The following is a 23,346-nucleotide window of genomic DNA, read 5'->3' on the forward strand; positions in this document are numbered from 1 at the left end:
GCACCCTAGCCGCGGCCCGCCGAACCGCCGGGAAACCGGGAATGAGGGCTTACCGAAGACCGGGTGTCACACGCGCGCTCCCCGATCGTCGTCTCCCCGATCGCCGTCTCCCCGATCGTCGCCTCCACGGCGGCGGCCAGCGCCGAGACCGCCGGCCCGTCGAGCCGCCCGTCGGCCACGACCGTCACGACCCGCCGGGTCAGCGTGTCCTCTACGACGAGCGGACGGTCCCACGCGAGCGCCTGCCCGACCCCGGGATACTCCGCCACCCGCACGAACCAGGGGTCGTCGCCGGCCTGCACGAACACCAGCGTCCAGTCCCGCCCGTCCCGGCCGGTCCCGGCCATGGCCACCCAGCGGCCCCGGCTGCCGTGCACGGCCTCCTCGTCCCCGGGAAAGGTCACCCGGCCGGTCGAGGCGCCGGGCGCGCGCCAGAAGAACCCGCCGTAGCCCGCGCCGGGCCGGCCCTTGGTGGCCGAGCTGTTGACCTCCAGCGGCGAGCCGGTGAGGTTGGTCAGCGTGAACGCGAGATCGAGCGCCCACGCGTCGCCGACCGGCCGGGCGGTGACCGTGCGCCGCTCGCGGGCGATCAGCCGGTCGGCGGGGCCGATCCACTCCAGCTCCTCGGTGAAGCCGTCGTCGGCCAGCCGGGTGAACGCGACGTGCCGTTGCCTGCCGTGGTCGTCCAGCCAGGCCGGTCCCCGGCCCCTGACGTAGGTGCGGCCGCCCCAGAAGTTCGCGCCGCCCAGGTCGGCGATCGCCACGCCGGCGCCGAGGTGGTGCTCGTGGTCGTCGGGCCGCACCTCGGTGACGGTGACGCCGCCCAGGGTGCGCACCGGATGCAGGTACGGCCGCGGCGAGTCGGTGACGGGCAGGTCGGGCCGCCACTCGTAGGCCGCGACCGGCGCGCCCGCCACCCGCAGCTCCACCTTCGTCCACGGCGCGCCGAGCTCGGAGTAGAGCGCCAGCTCCGCGGCGCTGCGCGCGGTCAGCTCGGCGATGCCGGGCAGGTACCGGTGGGTGACCTCGCCGCCGCCGTCGCGCTCCACGACCTGGTGCCGTTCGGCGATGGGCCGCGGCTCGGGGGCCAGCCGCACCGCGTCCAGGACCTGGGTGAACATCTCGGTGCGGGAGAGCGGGACGAGCAGCTCCGCCCCCGTGCGGATGTGCGCGACGAGGTTCTCCAGCAGCCCGTCGCGCTCGTGCACGGTGGTCTCCACCGAGCCGTCGGCCCGCTCGACCCGCAGCTCGTCCAGCGTGTACGTGAGCCTCGCCCGCCCCGCCTCCCCGTGCACCACCAGGTACGGCTCGCTGCGGCCGGTCGCGCACAGCGACACCGCGATCGTGATCACCGGCCCGCCCGCGATCCGGACGCGCAGGCAGGAGGTGTCGTCGGCCTCGATCGGATGGGCGTGGTACAGCTCGGTCTCGACCGCCTCGACCGGGCCGTCCACCAGGGCCAGCGCGGTCGCGACGGCGTGCGCGAAGGGGTTGGTGAGCGCGCCGTCCACCACGTCCGCGCCGTGCAGCCTGCGCCGTCCGGCCCAGGACGAGCGGGTGAAGTACGACGCGGGCCGCTCCCACGCGCCCGCGCCGCCGATGCCGCGGACGCGGCCGAGCGCGCCGCTCGCCATCAGGTCCCGCAGCGCCGGGACCGCCCGCGAGCCGAGGCTCTGGAAGCCGACCTGGCAGGCCAGCCCGGTCTCGGCCACCGCCGCGGCGATCCGCGCGTGCGCCTCGGGGCTCGCCGCGGGCGGCTTCTCCAGCAGCACGTGCGACCCGGCGCGCAACGCCGTGACCGCGAGGTCGGCGTGCGTGTGGATCGGCGTGCAGACGATCGTGATCTCCGCGCCGGTGGCGGCGATGAGCTCGCCCAGGTCCGCCGACTGCGGCAGGGGGTCGCCGTCGAGCTGCACCTGCCGCACGTCGCAGATTCCGGCCGGCTCGACCAGCCCGGTGGCCGCGAGCCTGCGCAGGTTGTCCAGGTGATGCCGCCCGTGCCCGGTCGCCCCCGCCAGGACGACCTTCACGGGGTCCGTGCTCACGCCCATCGCAACCCCAGTCCCGCGTGGCCGCCGACGCGCAGCACGCCGTCCTCGATCCGCACCGGGTACGGCTCGGCCAGCAGCCCCAGGCGGGCGAACGAGGCGTCCTCGACGTCCTCGGCCAGCGGCGGCAGCGGCAGCGCCAGGGCGAGCTGCCCGGACACCTCGCCGAGCAGGTGCGGATGGACCGGCACGTCGAACGCCCTGGCCAGCTCCGCGATCCGCAGGAACGGCGTGACGCCGCCGACGCGCACCACGTTCGGCTGGACGACGTCGCAGGCCCCCGCGGTGAGCAGGTCGCGGAAGCCGTAGACGGTGTAGACGTTCTCGCCCACCGCGACCGGCACGTCGGTCGAGCGGCGCAGCTCGACGTGCGCGGCCACGTCGTCGGCCGGCAGCGGCTCCTCGATCCAGTGGAGGTCGAACTCGCGCAGCGCGGACAGGGCGCGCCGGGCCCGGTGCAGGTCCCACCGCTGGTTCGCGTCGATCATCAGCAGCCGGTCGGGCCCGATCACCTCGCGTACGGCCGCCACCCGGGCCACGTCGTCGGCCAGGTCGGGACGGCCGACCTTGATCTTGACGCCGCGGTATCCGGCGGCCACCCAGCGCCGTGCCTGATCGGTCAGCTCCTCCAGGGAGTAGTGCAGGTTGACGCCGCTGCCGTAGGCCGGGACCTGCTCCCGGCGCCGGCCCAGCACGTCGGCCAGGCCGCTCGCGCCGCAGCGCAGGTCCCACAGCGCCAGGTCGATCCCGGCCAGCGCGACCGTGGTGATCCCGCCGGGACCGGCCTCGCGCAGGTGCCGCCACAACCGGTCCCAGACCAGCTCGGGATGGGCGGGCAGGCCGATCAGCGCCTCGCGCAGGTCGTGCTCCAGCAGGGCGTGCACGGCGTGCGCGCCGATCTGCGGCGTCCAGGAGAACCCGGTGCCGGTGCGGCCGTCCGCCAGCGTCACGTGGCAGACGATCACGTGATTGGCGGGCACGTCCGGGCCCCACGGGCGGGGCAGGGGGACCGTCCGCAGCTCGGTGCGCAGGCCGGTGATCACGAGGCCGCCAGGGCGAGCCCGGACCTGATCAGCGCGTCGAGCTCGGCCAGGTGGTCCTCGGCCACGTCGACCAGCGGCGGGCGCACCGGGCCGACGTCGAGGCCGCGCAGCCGTACGCCGGCCTTGACCAGGGCCACCGGGTAGCCGGGGGCCTTGTCGCGCAGGCGGACCAGCGGCGCGTAGAACTCGGTCAGCAGCCGCTCGTCGCCGTTCAGGTACGCCACGGCGATCTCGGGGGCGAAGGCGAAGACCGCGCTGGAGTACAGGTCGACGCCGATGCCGCGGTAGGCGGGCATGGTCAGTTCGGCGGTCGGCAGGCCGTTGAAGAACAGGAAGGCCGGGTGCTTCTCGCGGACCGCGAGGACGGTCCGCTGCATCCGGTCGATGTCGCCGAGCCCGTCCTTGAGCCCGATCACGCCGGGCACGCCGGCCAGCTCGACCACGGCGTCCGGGTCGAGGACGACCGGGCCGCGCTGGTAGACGATCACCGGCAGCTCGGCGGCGACGGCGGCCACGTACGCGGCGAAGCCGCTCGCCGGACCCTGCGTCAGGTACGGAGGCATGAGCAGCAGGCCGTCGGCGCCGGCCGCGCGGGCCGCCCGCGCCTGGTTCAACGCCGCGCCGATCGGGCCGCCCGCCCCGGCGAACACCGGCACCCGCCCGTCCACCACCTCGGCCGCCACCCGGACGGCCCGCGCGTGCTCCGCCTCCGACAGCGCGGAGAACTCGCCGGTGCCGCAGGCCACGAACACGCCGCCGGGGCGGTGCGCCATGCCGCGCCGGATGTGCTCGGCCAGCACCTGCTCGGCGAGCGCGCCGTCGGCGTCGAAGGGGGTGACGGGGAAGAACAGCACACCGCTGAGATTCATTCGGATTCCTTGAGTTCGGTTCGCCAGCTTCGCTTGGGCTCCCAGCCGAGCAGGCGGCGGGCCTTGTCCGTGGAGAAGGCGGGAGCGGTGCCGGTGAGGGCCGCCGCCAGCTCCTCGGTGCCCGGCACGGCCTGCGGGAGCAGGTCGGCCAGCGGCTCCCTGGCCAGGGCGTCGGCCGCGCCGGCGAAGAAGACCTCGCCGACCGGCAGCTCGGGCAGCGCCGCGACCAGCACGGCGAACAGCTCGCCCGCGTCGCGCGCGTCGAGGTAGTTGAACAGCGAGACACCGCCGATCTCCGGCTGGTCGAGCCGCTCCCTGACGGTGTGCCCCGACTGCGTGGGCGCGCCCGCCCACTCCTCGGGCGGGATGACGAAGCACGGCCGGACGGCCGCCATCCTCGTCCGGCCCGCCCGCGCGAACGTCCGCATGGTCTGCTCGGCCACCAGTTTGGACAGGTTGTAGGCGTTCCAGGGCAGCGCCGGGTGCTCCTCGTCGATCGGCAGGTACGACGGCCGCCAGCCGCCGGGCGCGCCGTACCCGATCACCGTGGGGCTGCTGGCCACCACCACGCCGGACACGCCCAGGTCCACCGAGGCCGCGCAGACGTTGAACGCGAGCCGGGTGTTCACCTGGAAGATCACTGACTCCGGCCGGCTGAACGGCGTCGCGATGGCCGCCAGATGGATCACCGACTCCGGCCGGAAGCGGGCGACGACCTCGTACGCCTGGCCGGTGTCGGTGAGGTCGGCCGGTGACGTCGCGGCGGCCTCGACCGGCGTGCCGGGGGCCTGGTCCACGCCGATCACCTCGTGCCCGGCGGCGGCGAGCGTGGTGACGACGCTGCGGCCGAGGCGTCCGGCGCTGCCGGTGACGAGCACTCTGCTCACCGTGGGGGACTCCTTCAGGACTGCAAACAGTTGCACCAAACCTATGGGCCAGGCAGGGCGAGGCGTCAAGAGCCGATTTTCGACCATGCCATCTAGCTGGGCAAACATATGAGCGGTCCATGGCCGATCGATCGGCAAGCGCTTTCATCGTGACCATCATGCCTGCAAGCGGTTGCGTTAGGGTGGGTGGCTGTGACAGTGACGATTCGTGATGTGGCCCGCGCTTCCGGTGTGCACGTATCGACCGTGTCGCGGACGTTCTCCGCGCCGCACATGGTGAACGCCGCGACCCGGACCAGAGTGCTGACGGTGGCCGAGGAGCTGGGATACCGGCCCAACAGGGCGGCCAGGGCGCTCACGACCGGGCGTACCCACAACCTGGGCCTGATCGTGGCCGACATCGCCAACCCGTTCTTCCCGCCGCTGATCAAGGCCGCGCACGCCGCGGCCCGGCAGCGCGACTACCACCTGTTCGTGGCCGACACCGACGAGGAGCCGGCCGCCGAGGAGGAGCTGGTCCAGGCGTTCTCCAAGCAGGTGGACGGCGTGGTCCTGTGCAGCCCGCGCTCGTCGAACAAGGTGCTGGAGCGGCTGGCCGAGCGGGTGCCGCTCGTGGTGGTCAACCGGCGGCTGCGCGGCGCGGCCACGGTGCTGATGGACGTCGGGCACGGCGCGCGACTGGCGGTCGAGCACCTGGCCGGGCTCGGGCACCGCGGCGTGGCGCTGCTGTCCGGCCCGGCGGGTTCCTGGACGAGCGGCGAGATCCGGACGGCCGCCGAGCGGGTGCCGGGCGTCGAGCTGGTCGTCCTCGGGCCGAACTCGCCCACCGAGCAGGGCGGACTGGCCGCCGCGTCCGCGGTGCGCGAGGCCGGGGTGACCGGGGTGCTCGCCTACAACGACCTCATGGCGATCGGCCTAATCGAGGGGCTGGGCGAGCTCGGGCTGAGCGTGCCGGAGGACGTCAGCGTGGTGGGCATCGACGACATCGTGCCGGGGCGACTGAACCGGCCCAAGCTCACCACGGTCGCGATGCCCACCGCGGCGGCCGGGCGGCTGGCGGTCGACCTGCTGATCCAGGAGGTGAGCGCCACGACCTCGCTGGAGACCCGGCTGGTGGTGCGGGAGTCGACGGCGCCGCCCCGATGACCTGCAAACGGTTGTACTAAATCGCAGCAATATTCGTCCTACCTCTGCGCGGTAAGCGCTTGTCACCAGGGAAAACACGGTGTCGATATATCGATAACGGCGATGTAACGCCTGCAAAGGGTTGACGGAACTTTCCCGGCAGCTATAGGAAAGCGCTATCCATTCACATCTCGCCGGAAGGTCCGTGATGACGAATGAGTTCCGTCATGGCTGACTCGGTGGCGGTGAGACTCCCGGACGCCGCGACCCCGCCCGAGCGGGGAGACCGTCGCGCGTCCAGACGTTCCCGCCGCGAGGCGCGGGCCGCCTACCTGTTCCTGGCACCCTGGTTCGCCGGTCTGCTCGTCATCACGATCGGTCCCATCGTCGCCTCGCTCTACCTGTCGTTCACCGACTACAACCTCCTGGAGGAGGCCAAGTGGGTCGGGTTCGACAACTACGTCAAGATGTTCACCGAGGATGCCCGTTACCTGAACTCGCTGAAGGTGACGACGATCTACGTGGTCGTCTCCGTGCCGCTGCAACTGGCCTTCGCGCTCGCGCTGGCCCTGGTGCTCGACCGCGGGCTGCGCGGCCTGTCGCTCTACCGGTCGATCTTCTACCTGCCCTCGCTGCTGGGCGGCAGCGTGGCGATCGCGATCCTGTGGCGCAAGGTCTTCGGGGCCGAGGGCCTGGTCAACGCCGTGCTGGCGGTCTTCGGGATCCAGGGGCCCGGCTGGGTCAGCGACCCCGACACCGCCCTCGGCACGCTGATCATCCTGCACGTCTGGACGTTCGGCGCCCCGATGATCATCTTCCTGGCCGGGCTGCGGCAGATCCCCGCCAGCTACTACGAGGCCGCCGCGGTGGACGGCGCCGGCGTCTTCCGCCAGTTCCGGTCGATCACGCTGCCGCTGCTGACGCCGATCATCTTCTTCAACCTGGTGCTGGAGATCATCAAGTCGTTCCAGTCGTTCACGCAGTCGTTCATCGTGAGCGGCGGCTCGGGCGGGCCGGCCGACTCCACGATGTTCAACACGCTCTACCTCTACCTCAAGGGCTTCAAGAGCTTCGACATGGGCTACGCGGCCGCCATGGCGTGGGTCCTGCTGCTCATCATCGCCGGCCTCACCGGGGTGAACTTCCTCGCGTCCAAGTATTGGGTCTTCTATGGCGACACCAAGTAGGCCGCTGCCCGTCCTGTTCCGCCCGCTCAGGGGCGGCCGGGTGGTCAAGCACGTGCTGCTGATCGGGTTCGGCCTGGTCATGCTCTATCCACTGCTGTGGATGATCTCCAGCTCGCTCAAGCCCGAGGAGCTGATCTTCCGGCAGCCCGGCCTGTGGCCGAGCGAGGTCACGCTGGAGAACTACACCGAGGGCTGGACCGCGCTGAAGCACCCCTTCGGCTACTACCTGTGGAACTCCGCGGTGATCACCGTGCTGTCGGTGGTGGCGAACCTGGTGGCCTGCTCGCTGGCCGCCTACGCCTTCGCCCGGCTGAACTTCCCGCTCAAGAAGCTGTGGTTCACCCTCATGCTGGGCACGATCATGCTGCCGCACCACGTGCTGATCGTGCCGCAGTACGTCATGTTCTCCAAGCTCGGGCTGATCAACACGATCTGGCCGCTGGTCATGCCGAAGGTGCTGGCCACGGACGCGTTCTTCGTGTTCCTGATGGTGCAGTTCATCCGCTCGCTCCCCAGGGAGCTGGACGAGGCCGCCGAGATCGACGGCGCCGGCTACTGGCGCACGTTCATCAGGGTGATCATCCCGCTCTGCACCCCGGCGCTGGCCACGACGGCGATCTTCACCTTCATCTGGACGTGGAACGACTTCCTCAGCCAGCTCCTCTACCTCAACAACCCGGACAACTTCACCGCTCCGGTGGCGCTGCGCACCTTCCTCGACGCCAGCAGCGACTCGTCGTGGGGCCCGATGTTCGCCATGTCGATCGTCGCGCTCGGGCCCATCTTCGGCTTCTTCCTGGCCGGCCAGAAGTACCTGATCCGTGGTGTGGCCACCACGGGACTGAAGTAGTTCCCCCACCCCCCGACACAGACGAATCCCACAGGAGGTAGAGCCGTGAGCTCTGGCAAGAAGACGTGGTCGGCGGCCCTGCTCGCCACCGCCGTGCTGGCGGTCACCGCGGCCTGCGGCAGCGGCGGCGACGACGGCGGAAAGGTCAAGCTGCGCTTCTCCTACTGGGGCAGCGACGCGCGGCAGAAGATGACCGAGGAGGCCATCAAGAAGTTCGAGGCCAAGAACCCGGGCATCGACGTCGAGGGCGAGTTCTCCGACTTCGCCAACTACTACGAGACGCTGTCCACGAAGGTCGCCGCGAGCGACGCCCCGGACGTCATCACCCTGGAGATCCGCGGCCTTCGCGAGTACGCCGACCGCGGCACGCTGGCCGACCTGACCGGCAAGGTCCAGACCGCCGACATCGACCCCAAGCTGCTCGGCACCGGCGGCATCGACAGCAAGCAGTTCGCCGTGCCCACCGGCGCGAACGTCTTCTCGGTGGTGCTCAACCCGGCCCTGGTGGAGTCGGCCGGGCAGAAGGTGCCCGACGACACGAAGTGGACGTGGAAGGACTACGTCGACCTCAGCTCGAAGATCACCGCCAAGGGCGGCGGCACGGTCTACGGCACCCAGCTCAACTGGAACCCCGCCTTCCTGCAGATCTTCGCCGCCCAGCGCGGCGAGCCCTTCTACCAGGGCAACAAGATCGCCGTCACGCCGGAGACGATCGTGGCCTGGTGGCAGGTCATGCTGGACACGATCAAGGCCAAGGGCAGCCCCGACGCCGCCAAGACCGCCGAGGTCGGCGCGACCAGCGTGGACCAGTCGCTGCTGGCCACCAACACCGGCGCGTCCGGCATGTGGTGGAGCAACCAGCTCGGCGCGGTCGCCAAGGCGTCGGGCAAGGAGATGAGCCTGCTGCGCCTGCCCAAGGCGGAGGGCGCGACCACCGGCGGCATGTTCCTCCAGCCGGCGATGTTCTACACCGCCTCCGCCAAGAGCGAGCACGCCGCCGAGGCCGCCAAGTTCATCGACTTCATGATCAACGACGCCGAGGTCGGCGGGATCATCCTCAGCGACCGCGGCCTGCCCGCCAGCTCGAAGGTCCTGGCCGCGGTCAAGGACAAGCTGCCGCCCGCGGACCAGAAGACGCTGCAGTTCGTCGACTCCATCAAGGGCGAGCTGGCCGACCCGCCCGCCGCGCCGCCGAAGGGCGCCAGCGCCCTGGAGGACATGCTCAAGCGGTACACCGAGGAGGTCATCTTCGGCCGGATGGCCCCCGACGTCGCCGCCCAGAAGTTCCTGACCGAGGCCAACGCCGCCCTCGGCGGCTGAGAGGACGACCATGAGGTACGCGTTCGTCGGGCTCGGGCACCGCGCGCAGCTGTACGTCGACGCGCTGCTCGGCGAGTGGCGCGACACCGGCACGATCGTCGCCCTGTGCGACACCAACCGGACCCGCATGGACTACTACGCCGAGCGGATCGGCCACGAGGTGCCGTGCTTCGCCCCCGCCGAGTTCGGCAAGGTGCTCGAACTCGCCGACGCGGTCGTGGTCGCGACCGTGGACGCCGCGCACGCCCGCTACGTGTGCGCGGCCCTGGACGCGGACCGCGACGTCATCGTGGAGAAACCGCTCACCGTGGACGCCGGGAGCTGCGCGGCCATCGCCGAGTCGGCCCGGCGCAGCACCGGCAGGCTGATCGTCACCTTCAACTACCGGTACTCGCCGCGCAACTCGGCCGTGCGCCGCCTGCTCATGGACGGCGCGATCGGCGAGGTGACGTCCGCGCACTTCGAGTGGACGCTCGACACCATCCACGGCGCGGACTACTTCCGCCGCTGGCACCGCGACCGGGCCAGCTCCGGCGGCCTGCTCGTGCACAAGTCCACCCACCACTTCGACCTGGTCAACTGGTGGCTCGGGGCGGCGCCGGAGACCGTCTTCGCGCAGACCTCGCTGCGGTTCTACGGCTCGGCCAACGCGCGGTCGCGGGGGCTGGCCGACCGTCCCGGACGCGGCCGGGGCGCGCCCGGCCTCGGCAGCGACCCGTTCATCCTGGACATCGCCGCCGATCCCCGGCTCAAGCGCCTCTACCTGGACGCCGAGCACGAGGACGGCTACGTCCGGGACCAGGACGTCTTCGGCGACGGCGTGACCATCGACGACAACATGGCGGTGCTGGTCCGGTACGACAACGGGGCGCTGCTGACGTACTCGCTGAACGCCCACGCGCCCTTCGAGGGCTACCGGGTGGCCTTCAACGGCACGGCCGGACGGCTGGAGCTGGAGGTGGTCGAGCGGGCCTGGACGCCGCCGCATGCGGCGATCGACCCGAGCGCCGCGTCCAAGGAGCACGCCGCCGGTGCGTGGGAGCGGCTCACCCTGCGCCCCCACTGGGCCGAGCCGCGCGAGGTGCCGATCGAGGCGGGCGCGGGCGGCCACGGCGGCGGCGACCGGCTGCTGCTGGACGACGTGTTCCGCGGCCCGACCGGCGACCCGCTGGCCCGGCAGGCGGGCTACCTGGACGGCATCCGCAGCGTCCTGACCGGCGTCGCGGCCAACCTGTCGGCCGCCTCGGGCGCCCCCGTGCAGCTGGCGGACACCGGCACCAGCCTTGCCTGACGGATCCGCCCCGGCGGTGTTCGGGGAGCTGGCCGAGGTCGTCGGCGGGCAGTGGGAGCTGTTCCCGTCCCTGCCGGGGATGCGGTTGCGGGCGGCGGCCCGGCAGGCGATCGGGGTGCCCGCCCTGACCGCCGCGGACGTGCGGGTCGAGCGCACGTGGACCGACGGCGACCTGCACGGCGAGGAACTGTCGTGGACGGTCGGGTTCGGGCCGCGGACCCGGGCGTACCTGCTGAGACCGCGCGACCACGACGGACCGCTGCCCGGCCCGCCGCGGCTTCGCCGTGCTCGCCCACGACGTGCTGACCTGGGGCAGCCGCCGCTTCGAGCGGCACACCTGGATGTTCCACCCGCCGGGCCTGTCGCGGCTGGGCGACTGGCCCGACCTGGTGGCCGCCCGCGCCCCCGCCCCCTCATGGTCCAGTACGCCCTGCGCGACGACCTGTTCCCGCAGGCCGGGATGCGCCGCGCGCACGCCCGCATCGGCGAGCGCTACCGCGACGCCCCCGGCCGCTACGAGGCCGTGTTCGCGCCGTCCCCGCACTGCTTCGACGTGCCCATGCAGGAGCGCGCCTTCGACTGGCTGGCGCGGGAGCTGGTCAGCCGCCCGCCTTCCACCGGGCGATGAGCTTGTCGTAGTCGAGCGTGGCCGGCTCGCCGCGCTCGTCGGCCAGCTTCGGCGCGGGCGCGCCCGGCTGGTCGAACCAGTACTGGGCCGGACGCTCGGGGTTCAGCTTGGGCGCGCACTGGCCGCCGTAGCCCTGGCGTTCGCGCGACAGGCGTTCCAGCCGGGCCAGGATCTCGTCCTGCTGCCTGGCCAGGTTGTCCATCGACTGCTGCGGGGTGGTCTCGCCGGTGACGGCGGTGGCCACGTTCTGCCACCAGAGCTGCGCCAGCTTGGGGTAGTCGGGCACGTTCGTGCCGGTCGGGGTCCACTGCTTGCGGGCGGGGGAGTTGTAGAACTCGATCAGGCCGCCGTACTTGGCGGCGTTGTCCCTGAAGTAGTCGCTCTTGATGTCGGAGTCGCGGATGAACGTCAGCCCGGTGATCGACTTCTTCAGCGACACCGTCTTGGACGTGACGAACTGGGCATAGAGCCAGGCCGCGGCCCTGCGGTCCTTCGGGGTGTTGTTGAGCAGCGTCCACGAGCCCGCGTCCTGGTAGCCGAGCTTGTTGCCGTCCTTCCAGTAGACGCCGTGCGGGCTGGGCGCGATGCGCCACTTGGGGGTGCCGTCGTCGTTGACGACCGGCAGGCCCTTCTTGGTCATGTCGGCCGTGAACGTGGTGTACCAGAAGATCTGCTGGGCGATGTTCCCCTGCGCCGGGACCGGGCCCGCCTCGCTGAAGTTCATGCCGGCGGCCTCGCGGGGCGCGTACTTCTTCAGCCAGTCCACGTACTTGGTGAGCGCGTACACCGAGGCCGGGCCGTTGGTGTCGCCGCCGCGGGTGACCGACGAGCCCACCGGACGGCAGTTCTCCACCCGGATGCCCCAGTCGTCCACCGGCAGGCCGTTGGGGATGCCGGGGTCGCCGTTGCCCGCCATGGACAGCCAGGCGTCGGTGAAGCGCCAGCCCAGCGAGGGGTCCTTGCGGCCGTAGTCCATGTGGCCGTAGACCTTCCGGCCGTCGACGGTCCCGTTGCCGTTGACCTTGTTGCTGAAGAAGTCGGCGATGTCCTCGTAGGCCGCCCAGTTGACCGGCACGCCCAGGTCGTAGCCGTAGGCGTCCTTGAACTGCTTCTTGATCGCCGGGTCGGTGAACCAGTCGTAGCGGAACCAGTAGAGGTTCGCGAACTGCTGGTCGGGGAGCTGGTAGATCTTCTTGTCGGGGCCGGTGGTGAAGCTGATGCCGATGAAGTCGTCCAGGTCGAGGGTGGGGGAGGTGACGTTCCTGCCCTCTCCGGCCATGTAGTCCGACAGCGGGAACACGTACGTGCCGCGCGAGTGCGTGCCGATGAGGTCGGAGTCGTTGACGTAGGCGTCGTAGATGTTCTGGTCGCCCTGGATCTGCGTCTGGAGCTTCTCGATGACGTCGCCCTCCTGGATCAGGTCGTGCTTGACCCTGATCCCGGTGATCTCGGTGAACGCCCTGGCCAGCTTCTGCGACTCGTACTCGTGCGTGGTGATCGTCTCGGACACCACGTTGATCTGCATGCCCCGGTACGGCGCCGCCGCCTTGATGAACCAGTCCATCTCCGCCAGTTGCCGGTCCTTGGACAGGGTGCTCGGCGTGAACTCCTCCGACACCCACCGCTGTGCCGCGGCCCTGCCGTCGGCCTCCTTGAAGTCGCTCTTCGGCTTCTCCTCGCCGCCGCCCGTGCAACCGGCCGCCACCAGGGCCAGCGCCGCCACGACCGCCGCCGCGACACCCACCGCATGCCTCATCGCCTGGCTCCCCTTCCTCTCAGCCCCATATCCCGATCACGACCATGACCAGCAGCGCGACGCCGAGCGCCGCCCACATGGACAGGTCGGTGACTGCAATCCACAGGGCCAGCACGACGGCCGCGCTGATCAGGCCGATGTACAGCCGGTCGCCCCGGTCGGTCTCGATCCGCAGGAACCCGCGCCTGGCCACCGGGGGCGAGATCCGGGCCCAGACGGCCATCACGCACAGGAGCAGCGCCAGCCCGGCGAACACCAGGGCCGTGGGGGCGGTCCACACCATCCACTGCACGGTCAGACCCTCCCCAGGGCGAACCCCTTGGCTATGTAGTTGCGCACGAACCAGATGACGACCGCCCCGGGGACGATGGTCAGCACGCCGGCCGCGGCCAGCAGCCCCCAGTCCACGCCCGCCGCGCTCACCGTCCGCGTCATGGTGGCCGCGATGGGCTTGGCGTCCACCGACGTGATCGTCCTGGCGATCAGCAGCTCCACCCAGCTGAACATGAAGCAGAAGAACGCGGTGACGCCGAGCGCGGACCGGATCATCGGCAGGAAGATCCGGACGAAGAAGCGCGGCAGCGAGTATCCGTCGATCGCCGCGGTCTCGTCGATCTCCCGGGGGATCCCGGACATGAAGCCTTCCAGGATCCAGACCGCCAGCGGCACGTTGAACAGCATGTGCGCGATCGCCACGCCCAGATGCGTGTCGAACAGCCCGACCGCCTGGTAGATCTGGAAGAACGGCAGCAGGAACACCGCCGGCGGCGCCATCCGGTTCGTCAGCAGCCAGAAGAACAGGTGCTTGTCCCCGGCGAAGCGGAACCGCGAGAACGCGTACGCCGCCGGCAGCGCCACGACGAGCGACATGACCGCGTTCATCGAGGTGTAGACGATGGAGTTGAGGTAGCTCGAATACCACGACGGGTCGGTGAAGAACGTGACGTAGTTGTCGAAGGTCACCCGCTGCGGGATCAGCGAGAAGCTGCCCAGGATGTCCTCGTTCGGGCGGATGGACATGCCGAACATCCACAGCAGCGGCAACATCAGCGTGGCGGCGTACAGCCAGAAGACCGTGCGCGCCCACGGCAGCCGGTGGCGCGTGGGACTCACCTCCCCGACCTGGTCAGCACGGTGAAGAAGACGTAACAGGCGATCTGCACGAGCAGGAAGTACAGCAGCGAGAACGCCCCCGCCGGGCCCAGGTCGAACTGGCCGACGGCGATCTTCGACAGCAGGATGCTCAGGAACGAGGTCGCGTTCCCCGGCCCGCCGCCGGTCACCACGAACGGCTCGGTGTAGATCATGAAGCTGTCCATGAACCGCAGCAGGATCGCGATCGTCAGCACCCCGCGCAGCCTCGGCAACTGGATGTGCCGGAACGTCGCCCACGCCGACGCGCCGTCGATCTGCGCCGCCTGGAAGTACGGCTCGGGGATCGACCGCAGCCCCGCGTAGGCCAGCAGCGCCACCAGCGGCGTCCAGTGCCACACGTCCATGACCAGGACGGTGATCCAGGCGTCGGCCGAGTCGAGCGTGTAGTTGAAGTTGACGTGCAGCAGGTTGTTGACCGCCCAGCCGCCGAGCCCGATGTCGCCGCGGGCGAAGATCTGCCAGATCGTGCCCACGACGTTCCACGGGATGAGCAGCGGCAGCGCCACCAGCACCAGCGCCACCGACACCCAGAACCCGCGGCGCGGCATGCAGACCGCGATGGCCACCCCGAGCGGGACCTCCACCAGCAGAACCTGCGCGGAGAACAGCAGCGTGCGCACGAGCGCCGCGCGCACCTCGGGGTCGCGGGCGATCTGCCGGAACCAGTCCAGGCCGACGAACACCCGGTCCACCGGGCTGAAGACGTCCTGGACGGAGAAGTTCACGACGGTCATCAGCGGGATCACCGCGGTGAAGGCCACCGACACCACGACCGGCAGCACCAGCAGCCAGGCCCGGTTGTTCCGCGGACGGGGATCGGCGCGCGACCCGGCGGCACCGGCGGCCTCCGCGGCGGCAGGCGCGGCGGCGGCCGGTACGACCTCGCCACCCGCCTGGCCGCCCGCGACGGCGGTCCGGTCGCTCACGCCTGCCCCCTTCCGTCCAGGGGTGCGAGCGAGCCGCACCTGACCTCGTCGCGGAACAGGAACGTCCGGTCCGCGGGGAAATGCAGGAACTCGACCGCGCCCGGCGTCCAGGACGAGCCCGCCTCGGTCCTGGCGATCACCGGATGGCCGCCGACCTCGGCGCGCACCAGGTCGTGCGAGCCCATGCGGTCGATCCGGGTCACCCTGGCCGCCACGCCGGGCCCGGCGGGCGGCCCGCCGACCCGGACGAACTCGGGCCGCACGCCGATCCGCACCGGCCCAGGGGGCAGCGCGCCGGCCACCGCGCCGACCACCGCGCCGACCTCCGAGTCCCCGATCCTGACCACGTCGCCGTCGATCTCGGCGGGCAGCACGTTCATGCCGGGGGAGCCGATGAAGTGCCCGACGAACTCGTGCGCGGGCGACAGGAACAGCTCGGCCGGCTCCCCGGCCTGCACGATCTCGCCGTCGTTGAGCACGACCACCTCGTCGGCGAAGGTCAGCGCCTCGGTCTGGTCGTGGGTGACGTAGACCAGGGTGTGGCCGGTGTCGCGGTGGATCTCCTTGAGCTTGCTGCGCAACGTCCACTTCAGCGCCGGGTCCACCACGGTCAGCGGCTCGTCGAGCAGCACGGCCGCCACCTGCTCGCGCACCAGGCCGCGGCCCAGGCTGACGATCTGCTTGCGGCCCGGGTCGAGCCGGCGCGCCCGGCGGCGCAGCACGTCGTCCAGGCCCAGCATGGCCGAGACGCGCAGCACGCGCCGGCGGACCTCCTCGGCCGGGACCTTCCTGTTGCGCAGCGGGAAGGCCAGGTTGTCGTAGACGGACATCTCCTCGTACAGGACGGGGAACTGGAAGACCTGCGCGATGTCGCGGCCGGCCGTGGGGACCCCGGTGACCTCGCGGTCGTCGAACCAGATCCGGCCCGCCGTGGGCTTTAGCAGCCCCGAGACGATGTTCAGCAGCGTCGTCTTGCCGCAGCCGCTCGGGCCGAGCAGGGCGTAGGCCCGGCCGCCGCGCCAGGTCCAGGTCGTCGGCCTGAGCGCCCACGTGCGGCCGCCGTCGTAGCTGTGGCCCACGCCCTCCAGGCGGATGTCAGCCATGCCGCCCCGCCCTCGCCGCCGGGGCGACCGGTAATCGGCCGCCGGCCTCGTCGAACACGAAGACGTGCCGCGGGTCCACGTACGCGGTGGCCGCCTGGCCCGGCGTGAACGGGCGGGTGCCCGGCAGGTGGGCCACCAGGTGCCGGCGTCCCGCCAGCAGCAGGTGCAGGAACGTCGCGCCGCCGGTCACCTCGGCCAGCCTGATCTCGGCGGGCAGCTCCAGCAGGCCGGGGCCGGTCCTGGTGATCGTCACCTGGTGGGGGCGGATGCCCAGCAGGACCGCCTGGCCGGAGGCGGCGGCGCCCGGCGCGGGGAAGGAGGTGCCCATGACCTCGATCCGGCCGTCCCTGACCGTGCCGGGCAGCAGGTTCAGCGGCGGGTCGCTGAGCGTGGCCGCGACGGCGAGCGTGGGCGGCTCGGCGTACATGGTGGCCGGGTCGCCGACGTGCCGCACCCGGCCCTCGCCGAGCACCACGGCGGGCGCGGCGAAGGTCAGGGCCTCGTTCGGGTCGGCGGTGGAGTAGAGGACGACGCCCGGCGAGCCGGTGAACATGCGCCTGAGGTCCTCGCGCAACTGCTCGCGGAGCTTGAAGTCGAGGTTGGCCAGCGGCTCGTCGAGCAGCAGCACGTCCACGGGCCGGGCCAGCGCGCGGGCGATCGCCGTGCGCTGCTGCTGGCCGCCCGACAGCTCCGCGGGCCTGCGGCCCAGCAGGTCGCCGAGGCCCATGACCGCGGCCACCTCCCGCACCCGCCGGTCGATGCCGTCCTTGCGGTACGACCGGTCCAGCCGCAACGGCGAGGCGATGTTCTCGTAAACGGTGAGGGACGGGTAATTGATGAATTGCTGATAGACGAAGGCGATCGAGCGCTTTCGCACGGAAATCGAGGTGACGTCATTTCCGTTGACCAGCACCCGCCCCGAATCGGGCGGCTGCAAACCGGCGGCGACCCGCATGAGCGTGGTCTTTCCCGAGTTCATCGGGCCGACGAGGGTGGTCAGTCCGTGAGGTAGTTCCAGGTGGATGTCGTCGAGCCAGGTCTCCCCGCGCTGCCGTACGCGGACGCCATCGAGGATCAGCGTCACAATGCCCGGTCCTCTCTCCCGGAGCTTGCCCTCCATCTAACATGATCTGATTCTTTGTGCAAAGAGGGCAGTTGTTGTGACAGTTGTTCGCCAGTTGACGTGAGTTATGGCATTTGTCAGGGTGAGAAGAGTTTCATCACCAGGCTGTGGAGGTCGCGGCGCTCGGCGTCGGTCAGCGGGGCGAGCGTCTCGCGTTCGACGTCCGCGACCACCGCGCGGGCCCGTTCCAGGACGTCCCGGCCGGCGGCGGTCGGCGAGATCCGGTAGCGGCGGCGGTCGGCGGGGTCGCGCTCCCGGGCGGCCAGTCCTTCGGCCATGAGGCCGTCCATCAGGCGGACCATGTCGCTCGGGTCGAGGCCCAGCCGGTCGCCGACCTCCCGCTGGGCGGCCGGGCCGAAGTCGTCGAGCGTGGCCAGCGCCGCGAACTCCCACAGGCTCAGCCCCGTGTCGGCGGTGAGTCGCGCGGCCAGGGCGCGCCGGCCCGCGACGCCGACCTTGTGCAGCACGAAGGTGGTCGTCCCGAGCAGGGTGGGTGGCAGTTCCATCTCGTCGAGAAGTGTAGGTTGTTCCCAATAGTTGGTGACTACCCACTAATTTCGGAGGATCAGGATGGACGCTCTCTACCCTCGGCTGCTGGTGCGCGACTTCCCGGCGAGCGTCGCCTTCTACCGGGCCGCCCTCGGGCTGGAGCCGGTGAAGGTGCTGACGGAGGCGACGTACGCCAACTGGGACATCGACGGCCAGGCCGGTCTCGTGCTCTTCGGCCGCGACCGCGTCGCCGAGGTCGTCGGCACGTCCGGGCTGCCGGCGGCGGGCGCCCAGGACACCGTGATGCTGGTGATGCGGGTCGACGACGTCGACGGCGAGGCCGACCGGCTCGTCGGGCTGGGCGCCACCGTCGCCGCGCCGCCGCAGGACCGGCCCGCCTGGGGGCCCGGCCTGCGTACCGCCCACCTGCGCGACCCGGAGGGCAACCTGATCGAGCTCCAGTCGTACTGAGCGCGGGCGGGCGGTCAGGGCAGGATGGCGTCCACGTAGCCGCCGTCCACGCGCAGGGCGCCGCCGGTGGTCGCCGAGGCCAGCGGCGAGCTGAGGTAGACGACCATGTTGGCGATCTCCTCGGGCTCGATCAGCCGCTGGAGCAGCGACTGCGGACGGTGCTCGCGCATGAACGCCCGCTGCGCCTCCTCCCACGGCAGCTCCCGGTCCACGAGCTGGTAGACGAACTCCTCCACGCCGCCGGTGTGCGTGGGCCCGGCGATCACCGAGTTGACCGTCACCCCGCTGCCGGCGGCCTCCTTGGCGAACCCGCGCGAGACGGCCAGCAGCGCCGTCTTGCTCATGCCGTAGTGGATCATCTCGGTGGGCGTGACGATGGCCGAGTCGCTGGCGATGTACTGGATCCGGCCCCAGCCGCGCTCGATCATGCCGGGCAGGTAGGCGCGCGTGAGGCGCACCGCCGACAGGACGTTGACCTCGAAGAAGCGCCGCCACTCCGCGTCGTCGATCTCCAGCGCCGGCCTGGCCTCGAAGATGCCCAGGTTGTTGACGAGGATGTCCACCTGCGGCAGCGAGCCGAGCACCCGCTGGAGCCCTTCGTCGGTGGCGACGTCGCCGGGCGCGGCGACCAGGCCGCGGTGGTCCATGCGCTCGATGGCCGCGGCCACCGAGCGTTCGCTGCGGCCGTTGACGCCGACGCGCGCCCCCGCCCGCGCCAGACCGGTCGCGATGGCCGCCCCGATGCCCTGGGTCGAGCCCGTGACCAGCGCCGTCCTGCCACTGAGGTCGATGCTCACCATGACTCCATTGTCCGTGCCGCCCCGCGGCCGGCCGGCACCGGGGCACTACCGGCCGCGGATCGGGTAGATGCCTACTCTGGTCGGTACGTCGAGGGGAGCATGGGTGCGCCGGTTACGGTGGCTGGTCGTGATGGCGGTCCTCGCCGTCCTCGTCGTGGTCCCGGCCGGGCCCGGCGTCGGCGACGACGGGTGCTCGCCCAGGGACCCGCGGGTGACCTCGCCGTACGCGATCACCGGCTACTGGGTCATGCCCCGGGCCGACGTGTGCGTCACGCGGCGGACGGTGGAGGCGATCCACTCGCTCGGCGGCGACACGCTCGTCACGTTCGGGCCGCGGTTCGACGCCGGGCCGATGGAGCCGGAGTTCGCCGCCTGCCGGGTGGACGGACGGCCCTGCGCGCGGGTGCCCGGCAAACGGATCCGGCACGTCTACACGTACGTGACCAGCGAGGAGTTCGGGCGTTCCGTGCTGCGCTGCCCGGGGCTCGACCGGCGGATCGACAGCGGCGGGCGGGTCTTCTATCGCGTGTCGCTGGCCGCGTCCTGCGCCGCGCGCGTCCAGGACCTGGTGCTGGTCTCCACCGACGGCGACGGGCTGGGCAACCTGGTCGAGGAGGCGGCGGCGTACGGGATGCGGGTGTTCCCCGGGCTGCCCGCCGCGCCGCAGCGGCGGGGCAAGCCGTGGGAGCCCGACCTCGCGCACCTCGCCGCGCTGAACGCCTTCACCGCGCGGGTGCTGGCCGGCTACCGCGAGCGGTTCGGCGGGTCGGCCGCCTTCGGCGGGGTCTACCAGTCGTTCGAGCTGGCCATGCGCGAACGGGGGCCGCGCGACCCCGTCCTCGCCCTGTACGCGGCCCAGCACGCGGCGGTCGCAGCCGCGCTGCCCGGCCGGAAGATCCTGGTCAGCCCCTACATCGACGCCCGCAGGGGCCGCGGCTTCCCGCCCGGCCAGGTGCCCGGCGGGCTGGCCGACATCGCCGCCACCCGCGCCGGCGCGCCCATGGCCGTCGCCGTGCAGGACGGGCGGGGCACGGGCAAGGTCCCCGTGCACGGGATCGAGGAGGGCGGGTCCATGGTCGCCCCCCGGCTCGTCCCGGTGGTCGGCCGGGTGCGCAACGCCGACGGCTACTACGGGCCCACCAGGGACTACATCGAGGCGGCGGCCGGCAGCGTGCCCGCCGGGGTCGAGCTGTGGGTCAACGTCGAGGGCTTCGAGCCCGCGCCCGCGGACGGCGAGTGCGGGCGGGTCGAGCCGCTGCCGTTGCGGGGACGTACCAGCAAGGCCCGGCTCGACCAGCAGATCATGGCGACGGGCGGGCACGCCGCGAAGATCATCTCCTATGGCTGGGAGCCCTTCTTCACCTGCCAGGCGAGCCCGGCCACCCCCTCGCTGGCCGACGACATCGCGAACGGCGGCCGGGAGCCGATCATCGTGAACGCCTACCGCGCGGAACGGGACGGCCGGCCCGGGATCACCGTCGAGGGCTACAACCTGCGCGGCGGCACCCTGCGCTTCACCTCGCCCGGCGGCCGCGAGGTCGGCGTGGCTCAGCGGTGGCACGGGCCGGGCCGCCCCGAGTCGGCGTGGGCCCCCTACGTCCCGCCCGGCCCGTGGACCTCGGTCACCGCCACGAACGCCGCCGGCCGCACCAGCACGAGCGGGTACGTCTTCCGCTAGCGCTCGCCGCTTCCGTCAGGGTTCGCCGTTTTCGCAGGGTTCGCCGAAGCCGCGCAGCATGGCTTCGAGCGCGAAGACGAAACGGCGGTCGGTCCCCGAGGACGGCTGGGCGCGCCGCGCCCGGGTGGCCTCGGCCAGCAGCGGGGTCTCCACCAGATCCGGCTCGGGGATGTCGCGCATCGCGGGCGCGGCCCGTTCGGCCCCACCGGCGACCCCACCGGCGGCCAGGACGGCGACGTGGCCGACGACGAAACCGGTCACGGCGTAGAGCATGTCCAGCGCGCGGTCCGGCGGCAGCCCCGCCGCGCGCAGCACGCGCAGCCCCTCCTCCATCAGGCGCAGGTTCCCGGGCGTGATCGCGGGACGGCTGACCACCAGGGGGACGACGTTCGGATGCGCGAGCAGCGCCCGCAGCAGCGCGTGGGCGTACTCGCGCAGGGCCTCCTGCCATGAGGCGGCCTCGGTCAGCAGCGGCGCGGCCTGCGTGACGACCTGCTCGACCAGGCCGTCGAGCAGCGCGTCCTTGCTGTCGACGTGCTGGTAGAGGGACATGGCCTCGACCCCGAGCTCCTGGCCGATGCGGCGCATGGACAGCGCCTTCAGCCCTTCGCGGTCGGCCAGCGCCAGAGCCGCCCGCAGGATGGCCTGCCGGGTCAGCCCGGCGTTCTGGCCGCGGGTGCGTTTCGGGGACATGGTGCCCTTTCTCGATTCTTACGTGGTAAGTATAGTCAAAACATACTTTGTAAGAATGTCGTCCAGAAGGGACTCATGTCATGACAGGGAAGCCGCGCGGAGCCTCCGCCCTGCTGTACGGCGGCGCCGCGCTGACGGTGCTCGTCACCCTCTTCGCCTTCGCTTACCGGTCCGGGCTGGCCGAGTACCTCAGGGCGGGCTATCCGGAGCTGGGGCCGGTGAAGATCGACGAGGGGGTCACCGCGTACACGGTGATCCTCTCGGTCGTGGGGGCGCTCGGGCTGGCCGGCTGGCTCGTCACCGTCCGGGCGGCCGGGGCGGGCAGGGGGTGGGCCCGGTGGCTGGGGGCCGGGCTGTTCGTGGTGGCGTCGTGCGTCGCGCTCGCGGGCCTGACCGTCCGGGACAGCAACGGCGAGGTCGGCCTGGCGCCGTTGCTCGGCTGGCTGCAGGTCCTTCCGCTGGTCCCGGGGCTGGTGGCGGTCGTGCTGCTGTGGAGGAGGGCGCGGTGATCCACGTCGCCCGGTGGCCGGGGGCGCTCAAGCGCCTGATGTACCGGGGCGGGCGGCCCAACGCCCTCACGCGGGCGATGAACCGGCTCGACGCGCTGACCTACGCCTCCCGGTGGCTGCCACTGCCCCAGGGGGCGGTGCTCCAGGTGGTGGGACGCCGCAGTGGGGCGCTCACGTCGGTGCCCGTCGCGGTCGCCAGGCACGACGGCGGCGAGTACCTGGTCTCCATGCTCGGGCCGGAGGCGAACTGGGTGCGCAACGTCCGGGCCGCCGGTGGCCGGGCCGTGTTGCGGCGTCGCGGGCGGGCGGCGCCGGTCAGGCTGGCGGAGGTCCCGGTCGAACGCCGCGCCGAGATCCTGCGCCGCTACGCCGCCGTGGCGCCCGGCGCGCGGCCCCACCTCGGCCTCGGCCCGAAGGCGCCGCTGGACCGTTTCCGCCGGATCGCGGCTGGTCATCCCGTCTTCCGCATCCTGCGGGCGGACGGCTCCGCCCCGGACGGCCACGGGTCAGGTCAGGGCTGAGACGAGGATGTCGGTCAGGGTGGCCGCCTGGCCGCCGTCCTCGTCGAGGTCGGGGTCGAAGATGGTGAACTGGATCCCGGCCGCCCCGGGCAGCGCGAGCAGCCCGCGGAGCAGGCCGGCGAGCTGGTCGCCGGTCAGGCCGCCGGGGGTGGGCGAGTCGACGGCCGACAGCACGGACGGGTCGAGCACGTCGGCGTCCACATGGATCCAGAAGCCGTCCAGGTCGTCGCGCACGAGCACGCGCTCGGCGGCTTCCAGGGGGATGTCGTCCCCGGCGACGAAGGCGATGCCGTCGGCGGCGAGCTCCTGGACGTCGTCGTCGTCCCGGACGCCGAGCACGATGACGTCCTCGTCCCGGACGTACGGGCGCAGGCCGTCGATGTCGGTCAGGTAGTCGTCGCCGCGGCCGGTCACCAGGGCCAGGTCCTCGCCGGCCGCCGCGCCGACGTGGGGCGAGTTGCCGAGGTGGCGGAAGTCGGTGTGGGCGTCGAGGTAGGCCACCCCGTAGCGGCCCGTCCTGCGCAGGGCGAGCGCGGGGCCGAGCAGGATCGAGCAGTCGCCGCCGAGCAGGACGGGGAAGCCGCCGTCCGCCCTGATCCCGGCCACGCGGTCGGCCAGCCGCCGGGTGTAGGCGGCGATGGCCGCGCCGTTGCGCACGCCGTCGCCGGGCTTCCAGGTGGCCACGTAACGGGGCGGGACCAGCGCGCCCGCGTCGGCCGCGCCGATCCGGGCGACCAGCCCGTTGTCCCGCAACGCCCAGGGAGCCTTGTAGCAGCCGGGGATGACATCCTCGGCGAGTGGACGCAGGCCGAGGTTGGACGGCGCGTCGAGGACGGTCAGTTTTCTGTCAGGGGTTATAGTGCTCATAGTCGTG

24 protein-coding genes are annotated in these 23,346 nt (G+C 71.8%); 10 read left to right on the forward strand and 14 right to left on the reverse strand.

What is annotated here, in order from left to right; all coding sequences use genetic code 11:
- Positions 1 to 5: 5 nt before the first annotated feature.
- From ACIBK9_RS31390 to ACIBK9_RS31405, 4 genes are read right to left on the reverse strand one after another with little or no spacing between them, the layout of a single operon-like run.
- Positions 6 to 2,051: a DUF6807 family protein gene (locus ACIBK9_RS31390; RefSeq protein ID WP_397162366.1), complete on the reverse strand. Its 2,046-nt coding sequence runs from the start codon at positions 2,049 to 2,051 to the stop codon at positions 6 to 8.
- Entirely contained in the window at positions 2,042 to 3,091 is a 1,050-nt protein-coding gene (locus ACIBK9_RS31395; RefSeq protein WP_397162367.1) for a mandelate racemase/muconate lactonizing enzyme family protein, read from the reverse strand. The genes ACIBK9_RS31390 and ACIBK9_RS31395 overlap by 10 nt, the downstream gene beginning before the upstream one ends.
- Positions 3,088 to 3,960, reverse strand: a complete 873-nt coding sequence (locus ACIBK9_RS31400; RefSeq protein WP_397162368.1) for a 5-dehydro-4-deoxyglucarate dehydratase — start codon at positions 3,958 to 3,960, stop codon at positions 3,088 to 3,090. Before ACIBK9_RS31400 ends, ACIBK9_RS31395 begins: the two co-directional genes overlap by 4 nt.
- The gene (locus ACIBK9_RS31405; protein WP_397162369.1) at positions 3,957 to 4,847 is read right to left on the reverse strand and encodes an NAD-dependent epimerase/dehydratase family protein; all 891 of its coding nucleotides are present in this window, start codon (positions 4,845 to 4,847) and stop codon (positions 3,957 to 3,959) included. The genes ACIBK9_RS31400 and ACIBK9_RS31405 overlap by 4 nt, the downstream gene beginning before the upstream one ends.
- A 192-nt stretch (positions 4,848 to 5,039) precedes the next feature.
- On the opposite strand from ACIBK9_RS31405, the gene ACIBK9_RS31410 reads away from it, so the two are divergent.
- The 6 genes from ACIBK9_RS31410 to ACIBK9_RS31435 all read left to right on the forward strand — a co-directional run bounded on the left by ACIBK9_RS31410 (position 5,040) and on the right by ACIBK9_RS31435 (position 11,248).
- Positions 5,040 to 5,993, forward strand: a complete 954-nt coding sequence (locus tag ACIBK9_RS31410; protein WP_397162370.1) for a LacI family DNA-binding transcriptional regulator — start codon at positions 5,040 to 5,042, stop codon at positions 5,991 to 5,993.
- Between the two features lie 206 nt (positions 5,994 to 6,199).
- A complete protein-coding gene (locus ACIBK9_RS31415; protein ID WP_358283207.1) occupies positions 6,200 to 7,159 on the forward strand; it encodes a sugar ABC transporter permease in 960 nt (319 codons plus the stop codon).
- Positions 7,143 to 8,009 (forward strand): carbohydrate ABC transporter permease, encoded by an 867-nt coding sequence (locus ACIBK9_RS31420; RefSeq protein ID WP_352319678.1) that lies wholly within the window; start codon positions 7,143 to 7,145, stop codon positions 8,007 to 8,009. The genes ACIBK9_RS31415 and ACIBK9_RS31420 overlap by 17 nt, the downstream gene beginning before the upstream one ends.
- 45 nt (positions 8,010 to 8,054) lie before the next feature.
- Positions 8,055 to 9,329 carry an ABC transporter substrate-binding protein gene (locus tag ACIBK9_RS31425; RefSeq protein WP_397162371.1) on the forward strand — a complete coding sequence of 425 codons (1,275 nt, stop codon included), beginning with the start codon at positions 8,055 to 8,057 and terminating at the stop codon, positions 9,327 to 9,329.
- 10 nt (positions 9,330 to 9,339) lie between these two features.
- Complete coding sequence (locus tag ACIBK9_RS31430; RefSeq protein WP_397162372.1) at positions 9,340 to 10,620, forward strand: Gfo/Idh/MocA family protein; 1,281 nt, start codon at positions 9,340 to 9,342, stop codon at positions 10,618 to 10,620.
- On the forward strand, positions 10,613 to 11,248 hold the full coding sequence (locus ACIBK9_RS31435) for a hypothetical protein (RefSeq protein WP_397162373.1): 636 nt from the start codon (positions 10,613 to 10,615) through the stop codon (positions 11,246 to 11,248). Before ACIBK9_RS31430 ends, ACIBK9_RS31435 begins: the two co-directional genes overlap by 8 nt.
- Here the strand turns inward: ACIBK9_RS31435 and ACIBK9_RS31440 are convergent.
- The 7 genes from ACIBK9_RS31440 to ACIBK9_RS31470 all read right to left on the reverse strand — a co-directional run bounded on the left by ACIBK9_RS31440 (position 11,220) and on the right by ACIBK9_RS31470 (position 17,817).
- Complete coding sequence (locus ACIBK9_RS31440) at positions 11,220 to 13,004, reverse strand: ABC transporter substrate-binding protein (protein ID WP_397162374.1); 1,785 nt, start codon at positions 13,002 to 13,004, stop codon at positions 11,220 to 11,222. The genes ACIBK9_RS31435 and ACIBK9_RS31440 overlap by 29 nt on opposite strands.
- A 19-nt stretch (positions 13,005 to 13,023) precedes the next feature.
- The gene (locus ACIBK9_RS31445) at positions 13,024 to 13,287 is read right to left on the reverse strand and encodes a DUF2160 family membrane protein (RefSeq protein WP_357991604.1); all 264 of its coding nucleotides are present in this window, start codon (positions 13,285 to 13,287) and stop codon (positions 13,024 to 13,026) included.
- A gap of 11 nt (positions 13,288 to 13,298) precedes the next feature.
- Complete coding sequence (locus tag ACIBK9_RS31450) at positions 13,299 to 14,051, reverse strand: carbohydrate ABC transporter permease (protein ID WP_364326154.1); 753 nt, start codon at positions 14,049 to 14,051, stop codon at positions 13,299 to 13,301.
- A gap of 62 nt (positions 14,052 to 14,113) precedes the next feature.
- Positions 14,114 to 15,085 carry a carbohydrate ABC transporter permease gene (locus tag ACIBK9_RS31455; protein ID WP_397162375.1) on the reverse strand — a complete coding sequence of 324 codons (972 nt, stop codon included), beginning with the start codon at positions 15,083 to 15,085 and terminating at the stop codon, positions 14,114 to 14,116.
- Positions 15,082 to 16,188 carry an ABC transporter ATP-binding protein gene (locus ACIBK9_RS31460; protein ID WP_397162376.1) on the reverse strand — a complete coding sequence of 369 codons (1,107 nt, stop codon included), beginning with the start codon at positions 16,186 to 16,188 and terminating at the stop codon, positions 15,082 to 15,084. Before ACIBK9_RS31460 ends, ACIBK9_RS31455 begins: the two co-directional genes overlap by 4 nt.
- Positions 16,181 to 17,272, reverse strand: a complete 1,092-nt coding sequence (locus ACIBK9_RS31465; RefSeq protein WP_397162377.1) for an ABC transporter ATP-binding protein — start codon at positions 17,270 to 17,272, stop codon at positions 16,181 to 16,183. Before ACIBK9_RS31465 ends, ACIBK9_RS31460 begins: the two co-directional genes overlap by 8 nt.
- A 116-nt stretch (positions 17,273 to 17,388) precedes the next feature.
- Positions 17,389 to 17,817 carry a MarR family winged helix-turn-helix transcriptional regulator gene (locus ACIBK9_RS31470; RefSeq protein WP_397162378.1) on the reverse strand — a complete coding sequence of 143 codons (429 nt, stop codon included), beginning with the start codon at positions 17,815 to 17,817 and terminating at the stop codon, positions 17,389 to 17,391.
- A gap of 64 nt (positions 17,818 to 17,881) precedes the next feature.
- Between ACIBK9_RS31470 and ACIBK9_RS31475 the strand changes: the two genes are divergently transcribed.
- A complete protein-coding gene (locus tag ACIBK9_RS31475; RefSeq protein ID WP_358283220.1) occupies positions 17,882 to 18,271 on the forward strand; it encodes a VOC family protein in 390 nt (129 codons plus the stop codon).
- Between the two features lie 14 nt (positions 18,272 to 18,285).
- Here ACIBK9_RS31475 and ACIBK9_RS31480 read toward each other — a convergent pair whose 3' ends face one another.
- Positions 18,286 to 19,068, reverse strand: a complete 783-nt coding sequence (locus ACIBK9_RS31480; protein WP_364326151.1) for an SDR family oxidoreductase — start codon at positions 19,066 to 19,068, stop codon at positions 18,286 to 18,288.
- A 106-nt stretch (positions 19,069 to 19,174) separates the two neighbouring features.
- Between ACIBK9_RS31480 and ACIBK9_RS31485 the strand changes: the two genes are divergently transcribed.
- Positions 19,175 to 20,749 (forward strand): hypothetical protein, encoded by a 1,575-nt coding sequence (locus ACIBK9_RS31485; protein ID WP_397162379.1) that lies wholly within the window; start codon positions 19,175 to 19,177, stop codon positions 20,747 to 20,749.
- Positions 20,750 to 20,764: 15 nt separating this feature from the next.
- Here ACIBK9_RS31485 and ACIBK9_RS31490 read toward each other — a convergent pair whose 3' ends face one another.
- The gene (locus ACIBK9_RS31490) at positions 20,765 to 21,442 is read right to left on the reverse strand and encodes a TetR/AcrR family transcriptional regulator (RefSeq protein ID WP_397162380.1); all 678 of its coding nucleotides are present in this window, start codon (positions 21,440 to 21,442) and stop codon (positions 20,765 to 20,767) included.
- A gap of 80 nt (positions 21,443 to 21,522) precedes the next feature.
- Here ACIBK9_RS31490 and ACIBK9_RS31495 point away from each other — a divergent pair, with 80 nt between their 5' ends.
- Positions 21,523 to 21,951 carry a hypothetical protein gene (locus ACIBK9_RS31495; RefSeq protein WP_397162381.1) on the forward strand — a complete coding sequence of 143 codons (429 nt, stop codon included), beginning with the start codon at positions 21,523 to 21,525 and terminating at the stop codon, positions 21,949 to 21,951.
- A complete protein-coding gene (locus ACIBK9_RS31500) occupies positions 21,948 to 22,472 on the forward strand; it encodes a nitroreductase family deazaflavin-dependent oxidoreductase (RefSeq protein WP_397162382.1) in 525 nt (174 codons plus the stop codon). Before ACIBK9_RS31495 ends, ACIBK9_RS31500 begins: the two co-directional genes overlap by 4 nt.
- Here ACIBK9_RS31500 and ACIBK9_RS31505 read toward each other — a convergent pair.
- Positions 22,458 to 23,339, reverse strand: a complete 882-nt coding sequence (locus ACIBK9_RS31505) for an arginase family protein (protein ID WP_397162383.1) — start codon at positions 23,337 to 23,339, stop codon at positions 22,458 to 22,460. The genes ACIBK9_RS31500 and ACIBK9_RS31505 overlap by 15 nt on opposite strands.
- Positions 23,340 to 23,346 lie beyond the last annotated feature (7 nt).

This window comes from Nonomuraea sp. NPDC050227 (genome assembly GCF_044459705.1).
In the GTDB taxonomy this organism is placed as follows: Bacteria; Actinomycetota; Actinomycetes; order Streptosporangiales; family Streptosporangiaceae; genus Nonomuraea.

What these genes read in the sequence shown, in the direction of transcription:
- ACIBK9_RS31415 (WP_358283207.1), top strand. Translation starts at nt 6,200, where the DNA reads ATGGCTGACTCGGTGGCGGTGAGACTCCCGGACGCCGCGACCCCGCCC.
- ACIBK9_RS31400 (WP_397162368.1), bottom strand. Translation starts at nt 3,960, where the DNA reads ATGAATCTCAGCGGTGTGCTGTTCTTCCCCGTCACCCCCTTCGACGCC.
- ACIBK9_RS31495 (WP_397162381.1), top strand. Translation starts at nt 21,523, where the DNA reads ATGACAGGGAAGCCGCGCGGAGCCTCCGCCCTGCTGTACGGCGGCGCC.
- ACIBK9_RS31420 (WP_352319678.1), top strand. Translation starts at nt 7,143, where the DNA reads ATGGCGACACCAAGTAGGCCGCTGCCCGTCCTGTTCCGCCCGCTCAGG.
- ACIBK9_RS31450 (WP_364326154.1), bottom strand. Translation starts at nt 14,051, where the DNA reads ATGTTGCCGCTGCTGTGGATGTTCGGCATGTCCATCCGCCCGAACGAG.
- ACIBK9_RS31390 (WP_397162366.1), bottom strand. Translation starts at nt 2,051, where the DNA reads ATGGGCGTGAGCACGGACCCCGTGAAGGTCGTCCTGGCGGGGGCGACC.
- ACIBK9_RS31460 (WP_397162376.1), bottom strand. Translation starts at nt 16,188, where the DNA reads ATGGCTGACATCCGCCTGGAGGGCGTGGGCCACAGCTACGACGGCGGC.
- ACIBK9_RS31470 (WP_397162378.1), bottom strand. Translation starts at nt 17,817, where the DNA reads ATGGAACTGCCACCCACCCTGCTCGGGACGACCACCTTCGTGCTGCAC.
- ACIBK9_RS31475 (WP_358283220.1), top strand. Translation starts at nt 17,882, where the DNA reads ATGGACGCTCTCTACCCTCGGCTGCTGGTGCGCGACTTCCCGGCGAGC.
- ACIBK9_RS31440 (WP_397162374.1), bottom strand. Translation starts at nt 13,004, where the DNA reads ATGAGGCATGCGGTGGGTGTCGCGGCGGCGGTCGTGGCGGCGCTGGCC.
- ACIBK9_RS31505 (WP_397162383.1), bottom strand. Translation starts at nt 23,339, where the DNA reads ATGAGCACTATAACCCCTGACAGAAAACTGACCGTCCTCGACGCGCCG.
- ACIBK9_RS31490 (WP_397162380.1), bottom strand. Translation starts at nt 21,442, where the DNA reads ATGTCCCCGAAACGCACCCGCGGCCAGAACGCCGGGCTGACCCGGCAG.
- ACIBK9_RS31445 (WP_357991604.1), bottom strand. Translation starts at nt 13,287, where the DNA reads ATGGTGTGGACCGCCCCCACGGCCCTGGTGTTCGCCGGGCTGGCGCTG.
- ACIBK9_RS31430 (WP_397162372.1), top strand. Translation starts at nt 9,340, where the DNA reads ATGAGGTACGCGTTCGTCGGGCTCGGGCACCGCGCGCAGCTGTACGTC.